We start from the raw sequence: 17,420 nt of genomic DNA, 5'->3' as shown, positions 1-17,420 counted from the left end.
CGATGGCCCGTGTCGCCTTCTACGCCCCGATGAAAGCCCCGACTCACCCGGTCCCTTCGGGCGACCGGACCTTTGCCCGCGCCCTGATGGCCGCGATCGCGACCGGCGAGATATCCGTCGATCTGGTGTCGGAGGTCCAGTTGCGCGATGGACGGGGCGACCCTGCGGTGCAACGCGAACTGCGATCGCGGGCCGTGGCCGAGGCCGACCGGCTCTGTGCAGAGCTGCGCGCGCGCCCGCCGATGCTCTGGGTCACATATCACAACTACTACAAGGCGCCCGACCTGATCGGCCCGGTGGTCTGCAAGCGGCTCGGCCTGCCCTACGTGCAGATCGAGTCCAGCCGTGCGCGTCGCCGGCTGGCAGGGCCATGGGCCGATTTCGCCGCCGCCGCAGAAGCCGCCACCGATGCCGCCGACCTCGTGTTCTATCTGACCGCGCATGACCTGAGCACGCTCAAGCGCGACAAGCCGGCGGATCAGCTTCTGGTCAACCTTCCCCCCTTTCTGCCACGCACCGATCTGCCGTCCTCTGCGAATTGCGCGACGCCGGGGCGCGCGGTTCTGGCAGCGGGCATGATGCGCGCAGGGGACAAGCTGGCCTCCTACAAACTGATCGCCGAGACGCTGGGCCAGTTATCCAATCCCGAATGGCGGCTCGACATCGCGGGCGACGGGCCGATGCGCGGAGAGGTCGAGGCCCTGATGCGGCCTCTTGGACCGCGCGTGCGCTTTCTCGGCGCGCTCGGCGCCGAGGATCTGGCCCGCGCCTACAACGCCGCCGCGCTTTTTTTCTGGCCGGGCGTCAACGAGGGATTTGGCATGGTCTATCTCGAGGCGCAGGCTTCAGGCTTGCCGGTGGTGGCGCAGGACCGCCCGGGCGTGCGCGACGTGCTGGCCCCGGGCAACTACCCCGCGCCCGCGGACGGCCCCGGGGCGCTGGCCGGCCGGATCGATGCGCTGTTGGCAGATCCCGCCATGCGCCACGACCTTGGACAGGCGGGACGGGACAGGATCGCGGCGCACCACCTGATCGGCCCGGCACGCAGCACGTTCTGGCGGGCGGTCGCACCGTTGCTTGCAGGCGCATGATGGTCCGAATCGCGCTCCTCCGCCACGGCCACACGGCCTGGAATCGCGCCGGTCGGATTCAGGGCCGAAGCGACATTCCGCTCGACGACGCGGCACGCGCGGAACTCGCAGCCCTGTGCTTGCCCGCAGGTTGGAAGAACGCAGACCTCTGGTCGAGCCCCCTGGCCAGGGCGCGTGACACCGCCGAGATCGTCGCAAGGCGGCGTCCCAAGACAGCGGCCGCCCTGACCGAGATGAACTGGGGCGACTGGGAAGGACAACGCGGGCTGGACCTGCTGGCCGACCCGGAAACGGGCTTTCGCCATATCGAGCAGTGGGGCTGGAACTACCGACCGCCCGGCGGTGAAAGCCCGGCCGAGGTCGATGCGCGGTTGCGACCCTGGCTCGCCAGCCTCGACCGGGACGCGGTCGTCGTTTGCCACATCGGCATCATGCGGGTGATGCTGGCCCGTGCGCTTGGCTGGGATTTCACGGGGCCTGCACCCTTCAGGATCAAGCGCAATCGCCTGTTCCTGCTGACATTCGACGGTAGCACCCTGCGCCCCGAGACCGAGCCAATGCGGCTGGAGCGGCGCGCATGAAGGTGATGATCGTCGTCACCCACCTTCTGGGCACCGGGCACCTGCGCCGGGCGGGAACGCTGGCCCACGCCTTTGCGGACCACGGCCACGACGTACGGCTCATCAGCGGGGGGATGCCGCTGGATGCGCCCGAGACTGCGGGGATCGATCTGCTCCAACTGCCGCCCGTGCGCTCGGACGGGGTGAACTTCGCCCGGCTTCTGGATCGTCACGGGGTCGAGGCTGGCGAGAGCCTGCGCGAGGCCCGTCGCGACATGCTTTGCAACGCACTCGACGACTTCATCCCGGACGTGTTGGTCACCGAGCTGTATCCCTTCGGTCGCCGCGTTCTGGCGCGGGAATTTGACGCCTTGCTGGAGCGCGCGGCTTCGGTGACGCCGCGCCCAGTCGTCCTGGCCTCGATCCGCGACATTCTCGCACCGCCCTCCTCGCCCGCCAAGGCGGAGCGAACCGAGCACATTGTCACGTCGCTCTATGACGCGGTGCTGGTGCATTCCGATCCGCAACTGGTGTCTTTGGAGGCGAGTTGGCCGGTCGGCCCGGCACTTGCGGACCGCCTGCGTTATTCCGGCTTCATCGCGCCGCCGCCAGCCAGCCCGCATCCCGACGGTCTCGGGCAGGGCGAGGTTCTGGTCAGCGCCGGAGGCGGCGCGGTGGGTATGCCCCTGTTCCGGGCCGCCCTGCAAGCCGCGCGTATTGACCCCGACAGGCACTGGCGGCTGCTCGTTGGCGGCGCAGATGCGAACCGCCTGAAAGAGCTGCAGGTCAAAGCGGCGCCCAACACCACTGTAGAGCCCGCACGGCCGGATTTCCGCCAGATGCTGGCTGGTGCAGCCGCCTCGATCAGCCTATGCGGCTACAACACCGCGCTCGACATCCTGCAGGCGGGCACACCGGCGGTCTTTCTGCCCTTCGATGCGGGAAACGAGGTCGAACAGGGGCTGAGGGCGCACAGCCTGGCACGCCTTCCCGGTATCGAAGTGCTGAAAAGCCACGACCTGTCGCCCACCGCGCTCTGCGAGATGCTGGCAAGGGTGATCGCGGCGCCGAAGCGAATCTTGCGCCAGATGCGATTTGACGGCGCGACGCGATCCGTGGCAATCGCGTCGGACCTTCTGGAGGCAGCGAGATGACCGCAGACTGGACACCGCTCGACGCCGAGTTGCGGTTGTGGCAGGCGGCGGGTTTGACGCTGCCGCTGTGGTGGCGGGACGACGATGCAACCGCCGCAACGCCTGCGCTTGACCGGCTGGCCCAGCTGTCCGAAGCGGTCGATCTGCCGGTGCATCTCGCAGTGATCCCGAAAACCGCCGAGGAAGAACTTGCTGGCGCCCTGCCCGACCATTTGATCCCCGTGGTGCATGGCTGGGCGCATGAGAACCACGCACCCGCAGGCGAGAAGAAAGCCGAATTCGGCGCACATCGCCCACTCGTTCCGATGCGCGCCGACGCCGACGCCGGCCTCGCGCGACTGACCGAGCTTTTCGGCACCCGTCTTGCGCCGATGTTCGTACCGTCCTGGAACCGCATCGACCCTGCGCTTCCAGCCAGCCTGTCCGCGCTCGGCTATTGCTGGCTCTCGACTTTCACACCGCGCCAGCAGCCCGAGGCCGCGCCGGGGCTGATCCATGTGAACACGCATCTTGACCCGATCGATTGGAAAGGCGGCGGGGGGGTGGTAGACCCCGACCGGCTGATCGCGCAGGTCGCGGGGCAGCTGGCGGATCGACGGGAGGGACTTGCGGACAGGGATGAACCTTATGGCGTCCTGACGCATCACCTTGTCCACGATGCAGCGATCTGGGAGTTTGCGGAACAGCTGCTGAACCGCCTGCGGGCGGGGCCGACCCGGCCCTGGACCGCTTTGAAGGGAGTGTATCGATGAGCCGACTGGATTCCATGCTGCGCCGGCTGACCGCGCAGCGGGATGGGCTGAACTGGGCCGCGCGGGACATCGCCGACCTGTCGGGCGATGTGCTCGATCTGGGGCTCGGCAACGGGCGGACCTATGACCATTTGCGCGAGTGCCTGCCCGGTCGGCGCATCCGGGTGATCGATCGGGTGCTGCAATGCCACCCCTCCTGCATCCCGCCCGAAGAAGATTTCCTGCAGGGCGAGGCCGAACCGATGCTCAACCACCTGCACGAAGAGGGCGCACGCTTTGCCCTTGCTCACTACGATTTCGGCAGCGGGATCAAGGAGAACGACGTGGCCGAGGCTGCAAAACTCAGCCCGCTGATCGCGCGTCTGATGGTGCCGGGCGGCCTGATCGTGTCGGGCCAGCCTTTGGTCGGACTGCGCCGCGTAGAGGGGCCCGAAACGATCGCGCGCGACCGCTACCTGTTCTATCGGTGCTGAATGGCTATATAACTCCCGCGACCCAACCCGAAAGGTGCCTCATGTCCTTTGACCGCAAGATCAAGATCGCTCCATCCATCCTCTCGGCCGACTTCGCCGCCTTTGGGGCCGAATGCGAGGCCATCGAGGCGCAGGGGGCGGATTGGGTGCACGTGGATGTTATGGACGGGCATTTCGTACCCAACATCACCTTCGGCCCCAGCACATGCGCCGCCATTCGCAAGCACATTCAAGGTATCATGGACGTCCACTTGATGATCGCGCCGGTCGATCCCTATATCGACGCCTTCGCGCAGGCGGGTGCGGACGTCATCACCGCGCATCTGGAAGCCGGGCCGCATATCCACCGCACGCTGCAGGCGATCCGCGCCAGCGGCGCCAAGGCCGGCTTGGCGCTCAACCCCGGCACGCCGGCCGAAGCTGTCGGACCGCTGCTGGACATGGTCGACCTGATCTGCGTGATGACCGTGAATCCCGGCTTCGGCGGGCAGAAATTCATTCACAGCCAAATCGACAAGGTCAGCCAGCTGCGCGCGATGATCGGCGACCGGCCGGTGCATATCGAAATCGACGGCGGGGTCGACCCGACCACGGCCCCCCTTGTGGCGCGCGCCGGAGCGGATGTGCTGGTGGCCGGCTCGGCGGTATTCAAGGGCGGATCGGTGGCCGCGCCGGAGGCCTACGGCGCCAACATCCGCGCGATCCGCGAAGCCGCCGAAGGGGTCTATGCCTGAAGGTTTCGCCGGTTTGCTCAGGGCTGGAAACCGGATTCGTGCGTTTCACAAATGGTTTCGGTCTGGCGGCAGTGTCTTGAGACGCCCTCACCGCTCTTCGCAGGATCAGCTGGGGACTGGCAACCAGCAGCCGGTAGAACGAGTCAGCCGATCGGCACTCGGACGCAAATCAGGGCGTGCGGCGGTCGACCCAATCCAACCAGGCGACATCCTTCGGTGTCAGCAGCACACCCGCCATTCTGACGGCGTAGTGCTGCACGGTCGAGGCAACGGTCAGATCGTCTGTGCCGCCGTCGGTGAGCGGCCCGACGAGAAAGCGGCGGAAGCCCGCACGCTCGTCCTCGGGGAACATGTAGTCGAGCCAAGGTGCGTGCTGTGACCATCGGGCATCGCGCGTCGATGGATCAGCATCATCACGATACTGAGCATCCAGATCGTCCCGCACTTTGGCGGTGTGACGACAAAGATGTCGTCAGGCCGCCGCGCAAACCAACTCCAGGCATCGGTGTCTGTGACAGTGCCACGATAGCCGCGCACGCGTTCCGTTCCGAGTAGTGCCAGCAGCGCTTCCCTTTCAACACGCCGCTCCATCGGACCGCCCCGAGCGGCGTTCCGACCGTTGTGACCGTCGGCGGGTTTCACTCTCAGTTCGAGTCTAGTTCCAGACGCCCTCTTCAGTCGCGGAATCTGGTGCATGCGAACGGTTCCGAAAGCGGGTCAGTATCATACCGGCACGCGCTGTCAGGAACGGCCGACCGTGCCTGCGTAGGTTGTCGCCTGCGTTCCACTCTGCCCGAAAATGCATGGGGGTTCTGAGCAAACCGCAGCAACACTCCCAGTGGATGACAGGTTTTCGACCTTCGCGCCGGTCAGCGCGCGAGATCGTCGGCGAAGTGGTCGAGCAGCTTGTGTTTCAGGATCTTGCCGGTGGCCGCGGCGGGCAGGCTTGTGGCAATGATGATGCGGCTGGGGCGCTTGTAGCCGGTCAGCCGTTCGGCCACGAAGGCGCGCAAGTCATCCGGATCAGGCAGGTCGTCCGGGGCCGCCTGCACGAAGGCCAACACTTTTTCGTCGCCGTCCTGCACATGCCCGATCACAGCGGACTGGATCACCTGCGGGTGATCATTCAGTGCCGCTTCGACCTCGGGCGGATAAACGTTGAAGCCACCGTGAATGATCAACTCCTTGGAGCGGCCGAGGATGTGCAGGCGGCCCTGCTCGTCGATGCGGCCCAGATCGCCCGAGCGCAGCCAGCCATCGGCGCTGAGTACCGCAGCGGTGTCCTCGGGGTTGCGATAATAGCCCTTCATCACGTTGGGGCCGCGGATCAGCACTTCGCCCTGTCCGTCGCCGCCGCCGGGCACGGTGTCGTCGATGCGAATCTCGACCCCGTCGAGCGGCGGGCCGACGGAAACGTCGGGATCGCCCAGCCGGTTCGCGGTGATGCTGGCGGCAGCGGTGGTTTCGGTCATGCCATACCCGTTCTGCAATGGCAGGCGATAGAACGCTTCGGCCTTGCGCTTCCATGCCGGGTCGAGCGGCGCGCCCCCGGAGGAGACATAGGCCAGGTGCGCACTGTCCAGCGTGGCGTGACCATGCGCCTGCACATGCTGCATCAGAAGAGCGTGCATCTGCGGCACCGCTGGCAGATGGGTCACGCCCTCCTTCAGTGCAGCATAGAGCCGTTCGACCGAAAACCGCGCCTCGAGCCGTGCGGTGGCGCCGGAGCACATGGTCGCCGTCATCATCGAGGCCAGGCCAATCACATGCGCCATCGGTGCGACACCATAGACAAGGTGGCCAGGCGCCAGCCCGCGATAGCCCCGCGCCGCGCGCCCGGCATAGACCATGTTGGCATGGGTCAGCATCACGCCCTTGGGCATGCCGGTGGTGCCGGTGGTATACAGCAGCACCGCGACGTCGGGATCGTCGTCCGGCCGGGTGCCGGGCCGGGCCAGCAGGTGCACGTCTCCGTAGGCGCCACGTTCGGGCGTTGCGCCAAGTCGGTCGGCATGAGCGGCGGCCTCGCCCGAGGCGGCGCTGGTGGCGACCACGACGGCAGGATCGGCGTGGGCCAGCAGGCGGGCCACCTCGAACTCGGTCTGACGCGCGTTCACCGGGATCACCGTCGCCCCCACTCGCGAAGCGGCGAACATGAACGCGACCGCGGTGGCGCTGTTTTCGGCCAGCAGCATGACGCGGTCGCCGGGGCGCACGCCATGGTCCAGCAGCAGGTCGCGGGCCGCGTCGCAAGCGGTGTCGAGTGCGCCGTAGTCCCAGGCCGCGCCGCCATCGTCCGCCAGGGCCGGCGCGTCGGGTCGCTCGGCGATGTGCGGGGCGAGCAAATGGTGCCAGCGCACGTCGTCGAGATCCTGCAGGCGGGCATTCATGTTGAAAACCTCGGCTGGCGCTTCTCGAGGAAGGCCGCGATACCCTCGGCGGCTTCGTTCCCTCCTGCGGCGCGGGCCATCGCGTCGCGTTCAGCATCCAGTTGCGCGGATTCGGTGACCTCGTAGGCGTCCGCGACAAGGGTGCGGATCGTACCCTGCGCGTCGCGTGGACCCCGGGCAAGCGCGTCGGCCAAGGCGTGGGCCGCAGCGTCGCACTGGCCTGTGGGCGCAACGGTGTTGATGGCGCCGAGCGCCTGCATCCGCTCGGCACTGACGGGACGGGCGAGCAGGCACATTTCCATCGCCAGCGGGCGCGGCAGGAGACGCGCGAGCGACGAGGTAAGGCCCGCATCGGGCACCAGCCCCGCCTTGACGTAAGCCGCGGTGAATTTCGCGCCCTCCGCCGCCACGATCAGATCACAGGCCAGCGCCAGCGAGGCTCCGGCCCCGGCGGCGCCGCCTTCGACCGAAGCGATCACCGGCACCGGGCAGGCGCGGATGGCGCGCACCAGATCGTGCAACTGGTCGACCTTGTCGCGGCGCTCCGCCTCGGTCAGCCCACGGCGTTCGATCAGCACATTGAGGTCGCCGCCGGCGCAGAAGAAACCGCCTTGGGATGTCAGGATCACCGCGCGGATGCGGGGATCGGACGCCTGCTCCATCGCCGCTCCGATCGCGGCATAGAGATCAGGCGACAGCGCGCCGCGGCGTGCCGCGTTCATGTTGACGACGACCAGCCTATCGCCAAGGGCATCGAGCCGGGCGAGGGTCATGTGCCGGTTCCCTTTCGCATGTACTTGAACACACCGTTGCCGGTTGCGAGCAGCCGACCGGCGGCGTCGCGCAACTCGGCATCGGCATAGCAGATCGACCGGCCTGCCTGTTTCACAGTCCCGGTCGCGACCACTTGCCCGGCCATCACGGGCGCAAGGTATTGCGTGTTCAGCGCCACGGTCACGACCGGCACCAGCGCGGAGCCGGTGGCCATCGACGCGGCGAAGCCGGCGCTGGCGTCGAGCATCATGGCGATGATACCGCCGTGCAGGCTTCCGTTTCGGTTGAGGTGCTTGGGCGCGAGCCTCAGCACCACGCGGGCGGTGCCGTCGCCCGCCGACAGATCGATGTCATAACCGATCAGGTCATGCGCACCGCTGCCGGGGGCGACGGGAGCTTCAGGCGGCGCTGAGGTCAATGAACCGTTCCAGGTGGTAGTCGGTATCACCAAGACGGTGATCGGTCATGACGATCCGCTTGGCGATATGGGCCAGTTCGTATTCCTGCGTCATGGCGATGCCGCCATGCATCTGGATGCTTTCCTCAGCGACCAGCCGCCCGACACGCCCGATCAGGTTGCGCGCGCTGGCGATGTGGCGGTCGCGCTCGCGTTCGGGACCGGCAAGGTGCCCGGCGGCATTGATGACGGCAGAGCGGGCCTGTTCCATCTCGATCAGCAAGTCGGAATATCGATGCGCCAGCGCCTGGAAGGTGCCGATCGGGCGGCCGAATTGCTTGCGCGTCATCAGGTATTCCCGCGTCAGCTCGACCGCGGTTTCCATCGCGCCCATCGCCTCCGCCGCCAGCGCCACGTTGGCGACGGCCACCCGAGCGGCGATGGCCGGGAAGGCCGCGCCCGCGTCGCCCAGCCGTGCGGAGACAGGCAGACGCACCTCGTCCAGCGTGACCTCGGCAGCGCGCCCGCCCGACAGGAGCGGATAGCCACGCAGGGTGACGCCTTGGGTACCGGCGGGCAACAGGAAGAGCGAGATGCCGCCCTCTTCATCCGCTCCGCCGCTCTCGCGCGCCGAGACGACGATCTGGCCCGCCGCTTCCGCGTTGACGACAACAGCCTTGCGTCCCGTCAGCACGATCTCGTCGCCGTCCGATTTCGCCGTGGTCTCGACACGGCTGAGGTCATAGCGGCTGGTCGGCTCGCCATGGGCAAAAGCGAGATGGAGCGTGCCGCCGATCACCTCTTCCACCAGGTCCTTCTGACTGTCATTCCCCAGCGCCGCGATCAGCCCGCCGCCCAGGATCGCCGTGTCGAGGAAAGGCTCGACCACGCCGGCACGGCCAAGTTCCTCGAACACCGTGCTGATATCGAAACCCGCACCGCCGAAACCGCCCTGCTCTTCAGTGAAGAGCGCGCCGATCACGCCCAGTTCGGCCAGTTCGCCCCAGATCTTGTCGCTGATCCCCGTTTCGGACTCGATGATCTGGTTACGCAAGTCGGTGGTATAACGGTCCTTGAGAAAACGGCGCAGGCTGTCCTGCAGCATCTGGCGTTCTTCGGTGAGATCGAAATTCATGGCTCAGCCTCCCATCTTCACTTTGGCGATGATCCCGCGCTGGATCTCGTTTGACCCGCCGAAGATCGACAGCTTGCGGTTGTTGAAATATTTCTGTGCCACAGGGCCCGCATAGTCCGGTCCGATCGGATCGTTGTCGCCCTCGACCAGTTCCGAGGCGAAAGGCATCGCGTAGGGGCCAGCGGCACGGCGCGCCAGGTCGTTGATCTCCTGACGGATGATCGTGCCCTTCACCTTGAGCATGGACGCCTCGACCCCCGGCGCTTGCCCGACGGCCGCCTTGGAGATGATGCGCAGGTTAGTGGTGGCCATTGCCATCAGATCGATTTCAACCTTTGCGACGCGGGCTGCGAAATGCGGATTGACGGCAAGCGGCTTGCCGTCCGACATCTCGGCCCGGGCCATGCGCTTGACCGAGGCGAGACCGGCCTCGGAAAATCCGACTCCGGCAATGTTGGTGCGCTCGTGCGTCAGGAGGTACTTGGCATAGGTCCAGCCCTTGTTCTCCTCGCCGACGAGGTTCTCGACCGGCACCTTGACGTCGGTGAACCAGACCTCGTTGACCTCGTGCGTGCCGTCCAGAAGGATGATCGGACGGACCTCGACACCGGGCGTATCCATGTCGATCAGCAGGAAGGAAATCCCCTCCTGCTGTTTGACGTCGGGATCGGTGCGCACGAGGCAGAAGATCCAGTTGGCATACTGGCCGAGCGTGGTCCAGGTCTTCTGGCCATTGACGATGTAGTGATCCCCCTCGCGCACCGCGCGGGTCTTGAGAGACGCAAGGTCGGATCCCGCACCGGGCTCGGAATAGCCCTGGCACCACCAGTCGGTGCCGTCGAGGATCCGCGGCAGGTAGTGGTCGCACTGCTCCTTGGAGCCGAATTTCATCAACACCGGGGCGAGCATCGACAGGCCGAAGGGCACGATGCGCGGCGCACTTGCAAAGGCGCATTCCTCCTCGAAAATGTGACGCTGCACCGCGTTCCACTCTGCGCCGCCATATTCCTTGGGCCAATTCGGGGCGAGCCAGCCGCGCTCGTTCAGGATGGCATGCCACTCTTCCTGCTCGGCCTTGCTGGGATGCCCGCCCCGGCGGATCTTGTCGGCGAGCGCCTTGGGCAGCTTCTCGTCCAGAAAGGCGCGAACCTCGTCGCGAAAGGCGATTTCCTCGGGGGAATAGCTCAGGTCCATTTGTGCTCTCCTATGATGCGATTGCGTGGATCGGGGGCGATGTCCGGCCTCCCGTGCCGGACCGCGTGTGTCCGGCCCTCGACGGGCCGGGCGCACGCCCCCCGGGCCTTCAGTAGATCTCGAACAGTCCGGCGGCGCCCATGCCGCCGCCGATGCACATGGTGACGACGCCCAGCTTCGCGCCGCGCCGCTTGCCCTCGCGCATCAGGTGCCCGACCATGCGCGCACCGGTCATGCCGAACGGATGGCCGATGGCGATCGAGCCGCCGTTGACGTTGCACTTGGCGTCATCGATCCCCAGCCTGTCACGGCAATAGAGCGCCTGGCTCGCGAAAGCCTCGTTCAACTCCCAGAGGTCGATGTCATCGACCGTCAGCCCATGCCGCTCCAGCAGGCGCGGAACCGCAAACACAGGTCCGATACCCATCTCGTCGGGCTCGCACCCGGCGACGCAGAATCCCTTGAAGGCGCCCATCGGGTCCAGACCCTGCTTTTCGGCCGCCGTGCTGTCCATCAGGACCAACGCCGCGGCCCCATCCGACAACTGGCTTGCGTTGCCCGCGGTGACAAAGCCGCCCTCGCGTACGGGCTGCAGGCCGCGCAGGCTCTCGATCGCGGTGTTCGGGCGGTTGCATTCGTCGCGATCCACCGTGACCTCGTGCAGCGTCACCTCGCCACTCTCCTTGTCCTTGACCGCCATCGTGGTCTGCATCGGCACGATCTCGTCGTCAAACAGTCCCCCCTGCTGCGCCGCCGCGATGCGCTGCTGGCTGCGCAGACCGTAGGCGTCCTGGTCTTCGCGGCTGATGCCGTAGCGTTCGGCCACGATGTCGGCAGTTTCGATCATCGTCATGTAGATCGCAGGCTTGTGCTCTGCGATCCAGCTTTCCTCGGCACGCCGCGCCTTGGGCTGCACCATCGAGATGCTCTCGACACCGCCGGCGACCATCGGCCCGGCCCCCTCGGCAGTGATCGCGTTCGCCGCGAGCGCCACCGTCTGCAGGCCCGACGAGCAGAAGCGGTTCACCGTCATGCCCGCAGCCGTCACCGGCAGACCGGCGCGGATGGCGATCTGGCGAGCGATGTTGCTGCCGGTCTCGCCCTCGGGATAGCCGCAGCCTATGGCGCAATCCTCGATCGTGCCGGGGTCGATCCCCGCGCGCTCCACGGCGGCGTCGACGGCGTGGCCGCCCATGGTTGCGCCGTGGGTCATGTTGAACGAGCCCCGGAAGGACTTGGCCAGCCCGGTCCGGGCGGCAGCGACGATCACGGCCTGTTTCATGCGGCAGCTTCCTTGTTGAGATCATCGAAGGTGCGCCCTTCGGCGACCAGTTTCTCCAAAAGGGGCGCGGGCTCCCAGAAATAGGGATCCTCCTTGGCCCAGGACCTTATGTCGTCGAGCAGCCCCGGCAAGCCCTCGAGGTCCGCCCATTTCAACGGACCGCCGCGATACCGGGGGAAGCCGTAGCCGAAGAGCAGGGTCATATCCACGTCGAGCGGGCGGCGCGCAATACCTTCGCCCACCACCTTGGCGCTTTCGTTGACCATCGCGGCCATGTAGCGGCGCACGATTTCCTCATCCGTGAACTCGCGCGGGGTGATGCCCTGCTCGGCGCGCTCGGCCTCGATCAGGGGCATCACGTCGGGGTTGGGCACGCGCGACCGCGGGCCGGCCGCGTAGTCGTAATACCCCTTGCCGGTCTTCTGGCCGAAATGGCCGTCTTCACACAGCTTGTCGGCATAAGCACTGTCGCGGGCACGCGGGTCGAGCCCTTCGGCGCGTTTCCTTTTGCGCACCGCCCAACCGATGTCGAGTCCGGCGAGATCTGCCACCGCGAAGGGTCCCATGGCAAAACCGAAGTCTTCCAGCGCCTTGTCGATCTGGTAGGGCGAGGCACCATCGAGGATCATGTGATCGGCTGCCGTCCGATAGGTCGACAGGATCCGGTTGCCGATGAAGCCATCGCAGACCCCGGCACGGACCGAGATCTTGCCGAGACGCTTGCCGAGCGCGAAGCCGGTCGCCACCACGTCGGGCGCGGTTTCATCCGCGACCACAACCTCCAGCAGCTTCATCACGTGGGCGGGCGAGAAGAAATGCAGTCCGATCACGTCCTGCGGGCGTTTGGTCATCGCGGCGATCTCGTTCACATCCAGATAGGAGGTGTTGGTCGCCAGCACCGCGCCCGGTTTGCAGACGGCGTCGAGCTGGGTGAAGACCTTCTTCTTCACGTCCATTTCCTCGAACACCGCCTCGATCACGAGGTCGGCGTCCTTCAGAGCATCATAGTCTGTCGCCAAAGTCAGCGATTTTTCGGTCAGGGTCTCGAAATTCGCCTGGTCGATCTTGCCACGTTTCAAGGCACCCTGAAGGTTGCCCTTGATCCGGCCCTTGGCCGCCTCGGCCGCCTCGGGCGACATTTCCAGCAGGGTCACGGTCAGCCCCGACAAAAGCGCGGCGGTGGCGATCCCCGCCCCCATCGTGCCGCCGCCGATGACGCCGATGGCGGCCAGCCGGCGCGGCTCGACCCCCTTCAGTTCGGGCAGCTTGCTGACCGCGCGTTCCGAGAAGAAGGCATGGATCAGTCCCTGACGTTGGTCAGTGTTCATCAATTCCATGAACAGTTCGCGCTCGCGCTTCATGCCCTCGGCAAAGGGCAGTTCGGTCGCGGCCTGCACCGCGCGCACGGCGGTGGCGGGGGAAATCTGGCCTCGGCCCTTTTTCAGCACGCTGTCATGGACCGCGTCGAAATCGACCGGCTCGGGCGCCTCCATTTCGCTCACCGGGCGGCGCGGGGCGTTTTGATCCAGCAGTTCCTTCGTATAGGCCAGCCCGATCTCGCGTGGCGCGCCGTCTTCGATTCTGTCGATAATGCCGAGCTTCAGCGCCTCGTCGGCCCTGATATGCCGTCCGGTCGTGATCAGGTCGAGCGCCGCTTCGACGCCCGCCACACGCGGCAAGCGCTGCGTGCCGCCGGCGCCGGGCAGGATGCCCAGCAGAACCTCGGGCAGTCCGACACGCGCCGTAGGAACTGCGATGCGGTAGTGGGTGGACAGCGCGACTTCGAGTCCGCCGCCAAGCGCCGTTCCGTGCATCGAGGACACGACCAGCAGCGGCGAAGCCTCGATCCGGTCACAGACTTCGGGCAGGCCGGGGGATTTCGGCGGCTGGCCGAATTCCCGGATATCCGCCCCGGCGAAATAGGTGTTGCCTTCGCCGTAGATCAGGACCGCCTTGGCGCCCTCGTCCTCGGCGCGGGCGATGCCTTCCATCAGGCCGACGCGCACGTCGTATCCCAATGCGTTGACCGGCGGGTTCTGTGCTTTCAGAACCGCGATATCGCCGATGCGTTCATATCCGATGGCGTCCGTCATAAGGCTCCCCTCTATCATCATGACGTGTGGCGCACCGGCTTGGGCGCGCGCTTGAAATGTCTAGTCCCCGATGTCCCGCCCATGCAAACGCGCAGATCCCGTTGCCGGTTTGAACCTTGCGTCACTTCCCGCCCAGACGGACGGCAAGTCCTCCCATTTCACGGTGCGCGTGCGATTCCCGGAGTTTCACTCTGCGAAACCCTATTCCACGAAAAGCCGGGTCGGCAACCGCTTTCGGCGGTTTGACGTCCGTGATCGGGCGTGGCGGGCGACCTGCGGCAGACAAATAGCGCCCATTTTCTGGTCGCGATCGCATTTTGTGCACGCTTTCTGCGCAACGCAATCTGTATTGTCTGCAAAAGGGTGGCATCCGGGCAGACAGTAGAGCGTGGCTGCCTGCATTTTGACCGCGATAACTCTCAACCACCTCCCAGATCGCGCAGGACCAGACCATTACCGCACCCGCTCATATCCCTGGCCTGCCGGTGACCGAGGCGGCGCAGCCGAGAGCGCAGGGCGCCGTTCGGTTGGGCATCAAAAAACGCGACGGCAGCAGTGTGCTGGCTTCGCTGCATCAGCGCGGCTCGCTCAAGCTGCTGTTTCCGCGTGGCAGTGGCGATGCCCTGACCGGAGTTCTGCTGAACACCGCCGGCGGCGTGACCGGCGGCGACCGCTTTTCCATCGCTGCCGAGGCTGATGCCGGCTGTCACTTGGTGCTGACGACGCAAGCAGCAGAGCGCGCCTATCGCGCGCAGCCGGGCGAAACCGGGCGGATCGACACCCGGATCGTTCTGGGCACGGGGTCTCGGCTGGACTGGCTTCCGCAGGAAACACTGCTTTATGACGGCGCGGCGCTTTCGCGCCGGTTGAGAGTCGAAATGGCGAGCGACGCGCGCGCCCTTTTGGTCGAACCGGTGATCCTGGGCCGCGCGGCGATGGGCGAAACCGTGCGCGACCTCGCCTTCCACGACCGGATCGAGATCACATGCGATGGTAAGCTATTGATGTCGGATCGCACCCGCATCCTGGGCGATGCGGTCGAGCGGATGGAGGGACCGGCCATCGGCGCCGGCTGCGGCGCCTGGGCCAGCGTGGTGCTGGCTGCGCCCGATGCCGAGCGGCTTCTTGCGCCCGCGCGCGCCCTGATGCCCGTGACAGGCGGCGTCAGCCTCGTCCGCGACGGGCTGCTTTTTGCCCGCCTATTGGCACAAGACGGGTTCACCCTGCGCGAAACGATGCTGCCCCTGATCCGACTGCTCAACGGCGGCGACCTCCCCCGAACATGGATGATCTGACATGCAACTGACCCCCCGCGAAAAGGATAAACTGCTGGTCGCGATGGCTGCCGAGGTCGCACGCAGGCGGCTGGCCCGCGGCGTCAAGCTGAACCATCCCGAGGCGATCGCCCTGATCACCGACGCGGTAGTCGAAGGCGCGCGCGACGGGCGCAGCGTCGCCGACATGATGCAGGCCGGTGCCGAGATCATCACCCGCGCGCAATGCATGGAGGGCGTGCCCGAGATGATCCACGACGTGCAGGTCGAGGCGACCTTTCCCGACGGCACCAAGCTCGTCACCGTTCACAATCCGATCCGCTGACCTCCGAGGAGACCGAGATGACCCGACTTTTCCTGACCCTTCCCGCCCTGGCCGCGAGCCCTGCGCTGGCCCACGCGACCGATGCGCCGCATGTCCATGGCGGCGAGATGCTGCCTCTGCTTCTGGGCCTCGCGCTCATCGGCGTGGGCGCCGGCGCCGCCGTTCTGGTGCGGGTTCGCACAAAATGATCCCCGGCGAAGTGATGGTCGCCGAAGGCGATCTGCTGCTCAACGCGGGGGTCGAAGCGATCACGCTTATGGTGGCCAATACCGGCGACCGGCCCGTGCAGGTCGGCTCGCACTTTCATTTCGCCGAAGCCAATCCGGCGCTCGATTTCGACCGTGTGACGGCCCGCGGACGGCGGCTGGACATCGCGGCGGGCACCGCTGTGCGGTTCGAGCCGGGCCAGCGCCGCGAGGTGCAGTTGATCCCGCTGAGCGGAGCGCGGAGGGTGTTCGGCTTCAACCAGGCGGTGATGGGAAATCTGGATTGAGATTTTTGCGGCTGTGCTAGGCTGGGGCGCGGGCGCCAGACGCCCGGACGCGAAAACCAACTCAGGGAGAGATGAAATGTGTGACGTTTGCGTGATGAATGCGGTGAAGGACAGGATGCTGTCGCGCCGGTCGTTCTTTACCGCCGGAGCGGCGGCGGTCGCGGCGGGGGCCGTTGCCACCGGGACGACAACGCCCGCGATGGCGAGCGGCCATGGCGGTGTCGTCGACATGAGCCACGCCTATGACGCTGATTTCCCGACCTATTTCGGCGAACCGGGCGTCGAAATGGAGCAGCAGTTCAATTTCGCGGAACACGGGTTCAACCTGTTCAAGGTGATGGTGAACGAACACACCGGTACCCATGTGGACGCGCCGCTGCATTTCTCGGCCGACGGACAGTCGGTGGACGAGATCCCGATCGGCAACCTCGTATGTCCGCTGGCGGTGATCGACATCGCCGCACGCGCCGCAGAGGATCCGGATGCGCAGGTGACACCCGACGATCTGGCGGCCTGGATCGCGGCCAACGGCGACATCCCCGATGGCGCCTGCGTGGCGATGCATTCGGGTTGGGACCACAAGGCGGTCGGCGCGGGCTTCCGCAATGCCGACGAGGCGGGCACCATGCACTTCCCCGGCTTTCACGTCGAAACAGCGCAGATGCTGATCGAAGAAACCGGCGCGGTCGCCATCGCGGTCGACACGCTGTCGCTGGATCACGGTCCGTCCGCCGATTTCGCCACCCACTATGCCTGGTTACCGACCAACCGCTATGGCATCGAATGCCTCAAGGGGCTCGACCAGATGCCAGCCACCGGTGCGACGCTGATCGTGGGTGCGCCGTCCCATCGCGGCGGATCGGGCGGCCCGGCGCGCATCTTCGGGATGATCTGATGGGCACTGTACCTTTATTGCAGGACGAGGAGGTCAGCGCCGAAGCGCTGGCCGTCTTCGATGACATCCGACAGGTGCGCGGCACCGATTTCATCAACAATTTCTGGCGATCGCTGGCGCATGACCCGGCCTTGCTGCACGCGACCTGGGAGCGGCTGAAGGTGGTGATGGCGCCAGGCGCGCTCGACCCGCTGGTCAAGGAGATGATTTATGTCGCCGTATCCACGGCCAATGGCTGTTCCTATTGCGTGCATTCCCACACGGCGGCGGCGCGGGCCAAGGGCATGACGCCCGAGATGCATGGCGAGTTGCTCGCCGTGATCGGCATGGCGGCGCAGACCAATGCGCTGGTCACCGGGCTACAGACGCCGGTCGACGAAGTATTCAGAGCAGAGGAGTCCTGA

General features: G+C 66.3%; 20 protein-coding genes. 12 read left to right on the top strand and 8 right to left on the bottom strand.

Annotated features, from left to right (window positions below):
* Positions 1-2: 2 nt before the first annotated feature.
* Genes JF290_RS13690 through rpe form a run of 6 tightly spaced genes read left to right on the top strand, consistent with a single transcriptional unit; the run spans position 3 to position 4,764 of the window.
* The gene (locus tag JF290_RS13690) at positions 3-1,091 is read left to right on the top strand and encodes a glycosyltransferase family 4 protein (protein ID WP_199025454.1); all 1,089 of its coding nucleotides are present in this window, start codon (positions 3-5) and stop codon (positions 1,089-1,091) included.
* On the top strand, positions 1,091-1,672 hold the full coding sequence (locus JF290_RS13685) for a histidine phosphatase family protein (RefSeq protein WP_199025581.1): 582 nt from the start codon (positions 1,091-1,093) through the stop codon (positions 1,670-1,672). The genes JF290_RS13690 and JF290_RS13685 overlap by 1 nt, the downstream gene beginning before the upstream one ends.
* A complete protein-coding gene (locus tag JF290_RS13680; RefSeq protein WP_199025453.1) occupies positions 1,669-2,805 on the top strand; it encodes a glycosyltransferase family protein in 1,137 nt (378 codons plus the stop codon). The genes JF290_RS13685 and JF290_RS13680 overlap by 4 nt, the downstream gene beginning before the upstream one ends.
* Positions 2,802-3,557: a polysaccharide deacetylase family protein gene (locus JF290_RS13675; protein ID WP_199025452.1), complete on the top strand. Its 756-nt coding sequence runs from the start codon at positions 2,802-2,804 to the stop codon at positions 3,555-3,557. The genes JF290_RS13680 and JF290_RS13675 overlap by 4 nt, the downstream gene beginning before the upstream one ends.
* Positions 3,554-4,030, top strand: coding sequence for a class I SAM-dependent methyltransferase (locus tag JF290_RS13670; protein ID WP_199025451.1), 477 nt, complete (start codon positions 3,554-3,556; stop codon positions 4,028-4,030). Before JF290_RS13675 ends, JF290_RS13670 begins: the two co-directional genes overlap by 4 nt.
* A 41-nt stretch (positions 4,031-4,071) precedes the next feature.
* Entirely contained in the window at positions 4,072-4,764 is a 693-nt protein-coding gene (gene rpe / locus JF290_RS13665; protein WP_199025450.1) for a ribulose-phosphate 3-epimerase, read from the top strand.
* Positions 4,765-5,037: 273 nt separating this feature from the next.
* Here the strand turns inward: rpe and JF290_RS19830 are convergent, their stop codons facing one another.
* The 8 genes from JF290_RS19830 to JF290_RS13625 form a co-directional block, all read right to left on the bottom strand.
* Positions 5,038-5,193 carry a hypothetical protein gene (locus JF290_RS19830; protein ID WP_425503960.1) on the bottom strand — a complete coding sequence of 52 codons (156 nt, stop codon included), beginning with the start codon at positions 5,191-5,193 and terminating at the stop codon, positions 5,038-5,040.
* Between the two features lie 440 nt (positions 5,194-5,633).
* On the bottom strand, positions 5,634-7,154 hold the full coding sequence (locus JF290_RS13655) for a class I adenylate-forming enzyme family protein (protein ID WP_199025448.1): 1,521 nt from the start codon (positions 7,152-7,154) through the stop codon (positions 5,634-5,636).
* Positions 7,151-7,927, bottom strand: a complete 777-nt coding sequence (locus JF290_RS13650) for an oxepin-CoA hydrolase, alternative type (protein ID WP_199025447.1) — start codon at positions 7,925-7,927, stop codon at positions 7,151-7,153. The genes JF290_RS13655 and JF290_RS13650 overlap by 4 nt, the downstream gene beginning before the upstream one ends.
* Positions 7,924-8,346: a PaaI family thioesterase gene (locus JF290_RS13645; RefSeq protein WP_199025446.1), complete on the bottom strand. Its 423-nt coding sequence runs from the start codon at positions 8,344-8,346 to the stop codon at positions 7,924-7,926. Before JF290_RS13645 ends, JF290_RS13650 begins: the two co-directional genes overlap by 4 nt.
* Positions 8,327-9,460, bottom strand: coding sequence for an acyl-CoA dehydrogenase family protein (locus JF290_RS13640; protein WP_199025445.1), 1,134 nt, complete (start codon positions 9,458-9,460; stop codon positions 8,327-8,329). Before JF290_RS13640 ends, JF290_RS13645 begins: the two co-directional genes overlap by 20 nt.
* 3 nt (positions 9,461-9,463) lie before the next feature.
* Positions 9,464-10,654, bottom strand: coding sequence for an acyl-CoA dehydrogenase family protein (locus JF290_RS13635; RefSeq protein WP_199025444.1), 1,191 nt, complete (start codon positions 10,652-10,654; stop codon positions 9,464-9,466).
* Between the two features lie 109 nt (positions 10,655-10,763).
* Entirely contained in the window at positions 10,764-11,936 is a 1,173-nt protein-coding gene (locus JF290_RS13630; RefSeq protein WP_199025443.1) for an acetyl-CoA C-acyltransferase, read from the bottom strand.
* Positions 11,933-14,029 carry a 3-hydroxyacyl-CoA dehydrogenase NAD-binding domain-containing protein gene (locus JF290_RS13625; protein WP_199025442.1) on the bottom strand — a complete coding sequence of 699 codons (2,097 nt, stop codon included), beginning with the start codon at positions 14,027-14,029 and terminating at the stop codon, positions 11,933-11,935. The genes JF290_RS13630 and JF290_RS13625 overlap by 4 nt, the downstream gene beginning before the upstream one ends.
* Positions 14,030-14,556: 527 nt before the next feature.
* Between JF290_RS13625 and JF290_RS13620 the strand changes: the two genes are divergently transcribed.
* The 6 genes from JF290_RS13620 to JF290_RS13595 all read left to right on the top strand — a co-directional run bounded on the left by JF290_RS13620 (position 14,557) and on the right by JF290_RS13595 (position 17,420).
* Positions 14,557-15,324: an urease accessory protein UreD gene (locus tag JF290_RS13620; RefSeq protein ID WP_199025441.1), complete on the top strand. Its 768-nt coding sequence runs from the start codon at positions 14,557-14,559 to the stop codon at positions 15,322-15,324.
* A 1-nt stretch (position 15,325) separates the two neighbouring features.
* Positions 15,326-15,628, top strand: coding sequence for an urease subunit gamma (locus tag JF290_RS13615; protein WP_199025440.1), 303 nt, complete (start codon positions 15,326-15,328; stop codon positions 15,626-15,628).
* Between the two features lie 17 nt (positions 15,629-15,645).
* A complete protein-coding gene (locus tag JF290_RS13610; RefSeq protein ID WP_199025439.1) occupies positions 15,646-15,816 on the top strand; it encodes a hypothetical protein in 171 nt (56 codons plus the stop codon).
* Positions 15,813-16,121 (top strand): urease subunit beta, encoded by a 309-nt coding sequence (locus JF290_RS13605; RefSeq protein WP_199025438.1) that lies wholly within the window; start codon positions 15,813-15,815, stop codon positions 16,119-16,121. The genes JF290_RS13610 and JF290_RS13605 overlap by 4 nt, the downstream gene beginning before the upstream one ends.
* Before the next feature lie 76 nt (positions 16,122-16,197).
* Positions 16,198-17,016, top strand: coding sequence for a cyclase family protein (locus JF290_RS13600; RefSeq protein WP_199025437.1), 819 nt, complete (start codon positions 16,198-16,200; stop codon positions 17,014-17,016).
* Entirely contained in the window at positions 17,016-17,420 is a 405-nt protein-coding gene (locus tag JF290_RS13595) for a carboxymuconolactone decarboxylase family protein (RefSeq protein ID WP_199025436.1), read from the top strand. The genes JF290_RS13600 and JF290_RS13595 overlap by 1 nt, the downstream gene beginning before the upstream one ends.

It is taken from the genome of Sedimentitalea arenosa (genome assembly GCF_016428585.1).
Taxonomy (GTDB): Bacteria; Pseudomonadota; Alphaproteobacteria; order Rhodobacterales; family Rhodobacteraceae; genus Sedimentitalea; species Sedimentitalea arenosa.
Note: the sequence above shows the minus strand (reverse complement) of the source record. Positions and strands in the feature narration are given on the sequence as shown.

Coding starts and splice junctions, on each gene's coding strand:
- JF290_RS13640 (WP_199025445.1), bottom strand. CDS start 9,460: ATGAATTTCGATCTCACCGAAGAACGCCAGATGCTGCAGGACAGCCTG.
- JF290_RS13635 (WP_199025444.1), bottom strand. CDS start 10,654: ATGGACCTGAGCTATTCCCCCGAGGAAATCGCCTTTCGCGACGAGGTT.
- rpe (WP_199025450.1), top strand. CDS start 4,072: ATGTCCTTTGACCGCAAGATCAAGATCGCTCCATCCATCCTCTCGGCC.
- JF290_RS13685 (WP_199025581.1), top strand. CDS start 1,091: ATGGTCCGAATCGCGCTCCTCCGCCACGGCCACACGGCCTGGAATCGC.
- JF290_RS13625 (WP_199025442.1), bottom strand. CDS start 14,029: ATGACGGACGCCATCGGATATGAACGCATCGGCGATATCGCGGTTCTG.
- JF290_RS13610 (WP_199025439.1), top strand. CDS start 15,646: ATGACCCGACTTTTCCTGACCCTTCCCGCCCTGGCCGCGAGCCCTGCG.
- JF290_RS13630 (WP_199025443.1), bottom strand. CDS start 11,936: ATGAAACAGGCCGTGATCGTCGCTGCCGCCCGGACCGGGCTGGCCAAG.
- JF290_RS13615 (WP_199025440.1), top strand. CDS start 15,326: ATGCAACTGACCCCCCGCGAAAAGGATAAACTGCTGGTCGCGATGGCT.
- JF290_RS13650 (WP_199025447.1), bottom strand. CDS start 7,927: ATGACCCTCGCCCGGCTCGATGCCCTTGGCGATAGGCTGGTCGTCGTC.
- JF290_RS13655 (WP_199025448.1), bottom strand. CDS start 7,154: ATGAATGCCCGCCTGCAGGATCTCGACGACGTGCGCTGGCACCATTTG.
- JF290_RS13690 (WP_199025454.1), top strand. CDS start 3: ATGGCCCGTGTCGCCTTCTACGCCCCGATGAAAGCCCCGACTCACCCG.
- JF290_RS13600 (WP_199025437.1), top strand. CDS start 16,198: ATGTGTGACGTTTGCGTGATGAATGCGGTGAAGGACAGGATGCTGTCG.
- JF290_RS13675 (WP_199025452.1), top strand. CDS start 2,802: ATGACCGCAGACTGGACACCGCTCGACGCCGAGTTGCGGTTGTGGCAG.
- JF290_RS13605 (WP_199025438.1), top strand. CDS start 15,813: ATGATCCCCGGCGAAGTGATGGTCGCCGAAGGCGATCTGCTGCTCAAC.
- JF290_RS13680 (WP_199025453.1), top strand. CDS start 1,669: ATGAAGGTGATGATCGTCGTCACCCACCTTCTGGGCACCGGGCACCTG.
- JF290_RS19830 (WP_425503960.1), bottom strand. CDS start 5,193: ATGCTCAGTATCGTGATGATGCTGATCCATCGACGCGCGATGCCCGAT.
- JF290_RS13595 (WP_199025436.1), top strand. CDS start 17,016: ATGGGCACTGTACCTTTATTGCAGGACGAGGAGGTCAGCGCCGAAGCG.
- JF290_RS13670 (WP_199025451.1), top strand. CDS start 3,554: ATGAGCCGACTGGATTCCATGCTGCGCCGGCTGACCGCGCAGCGGGAT.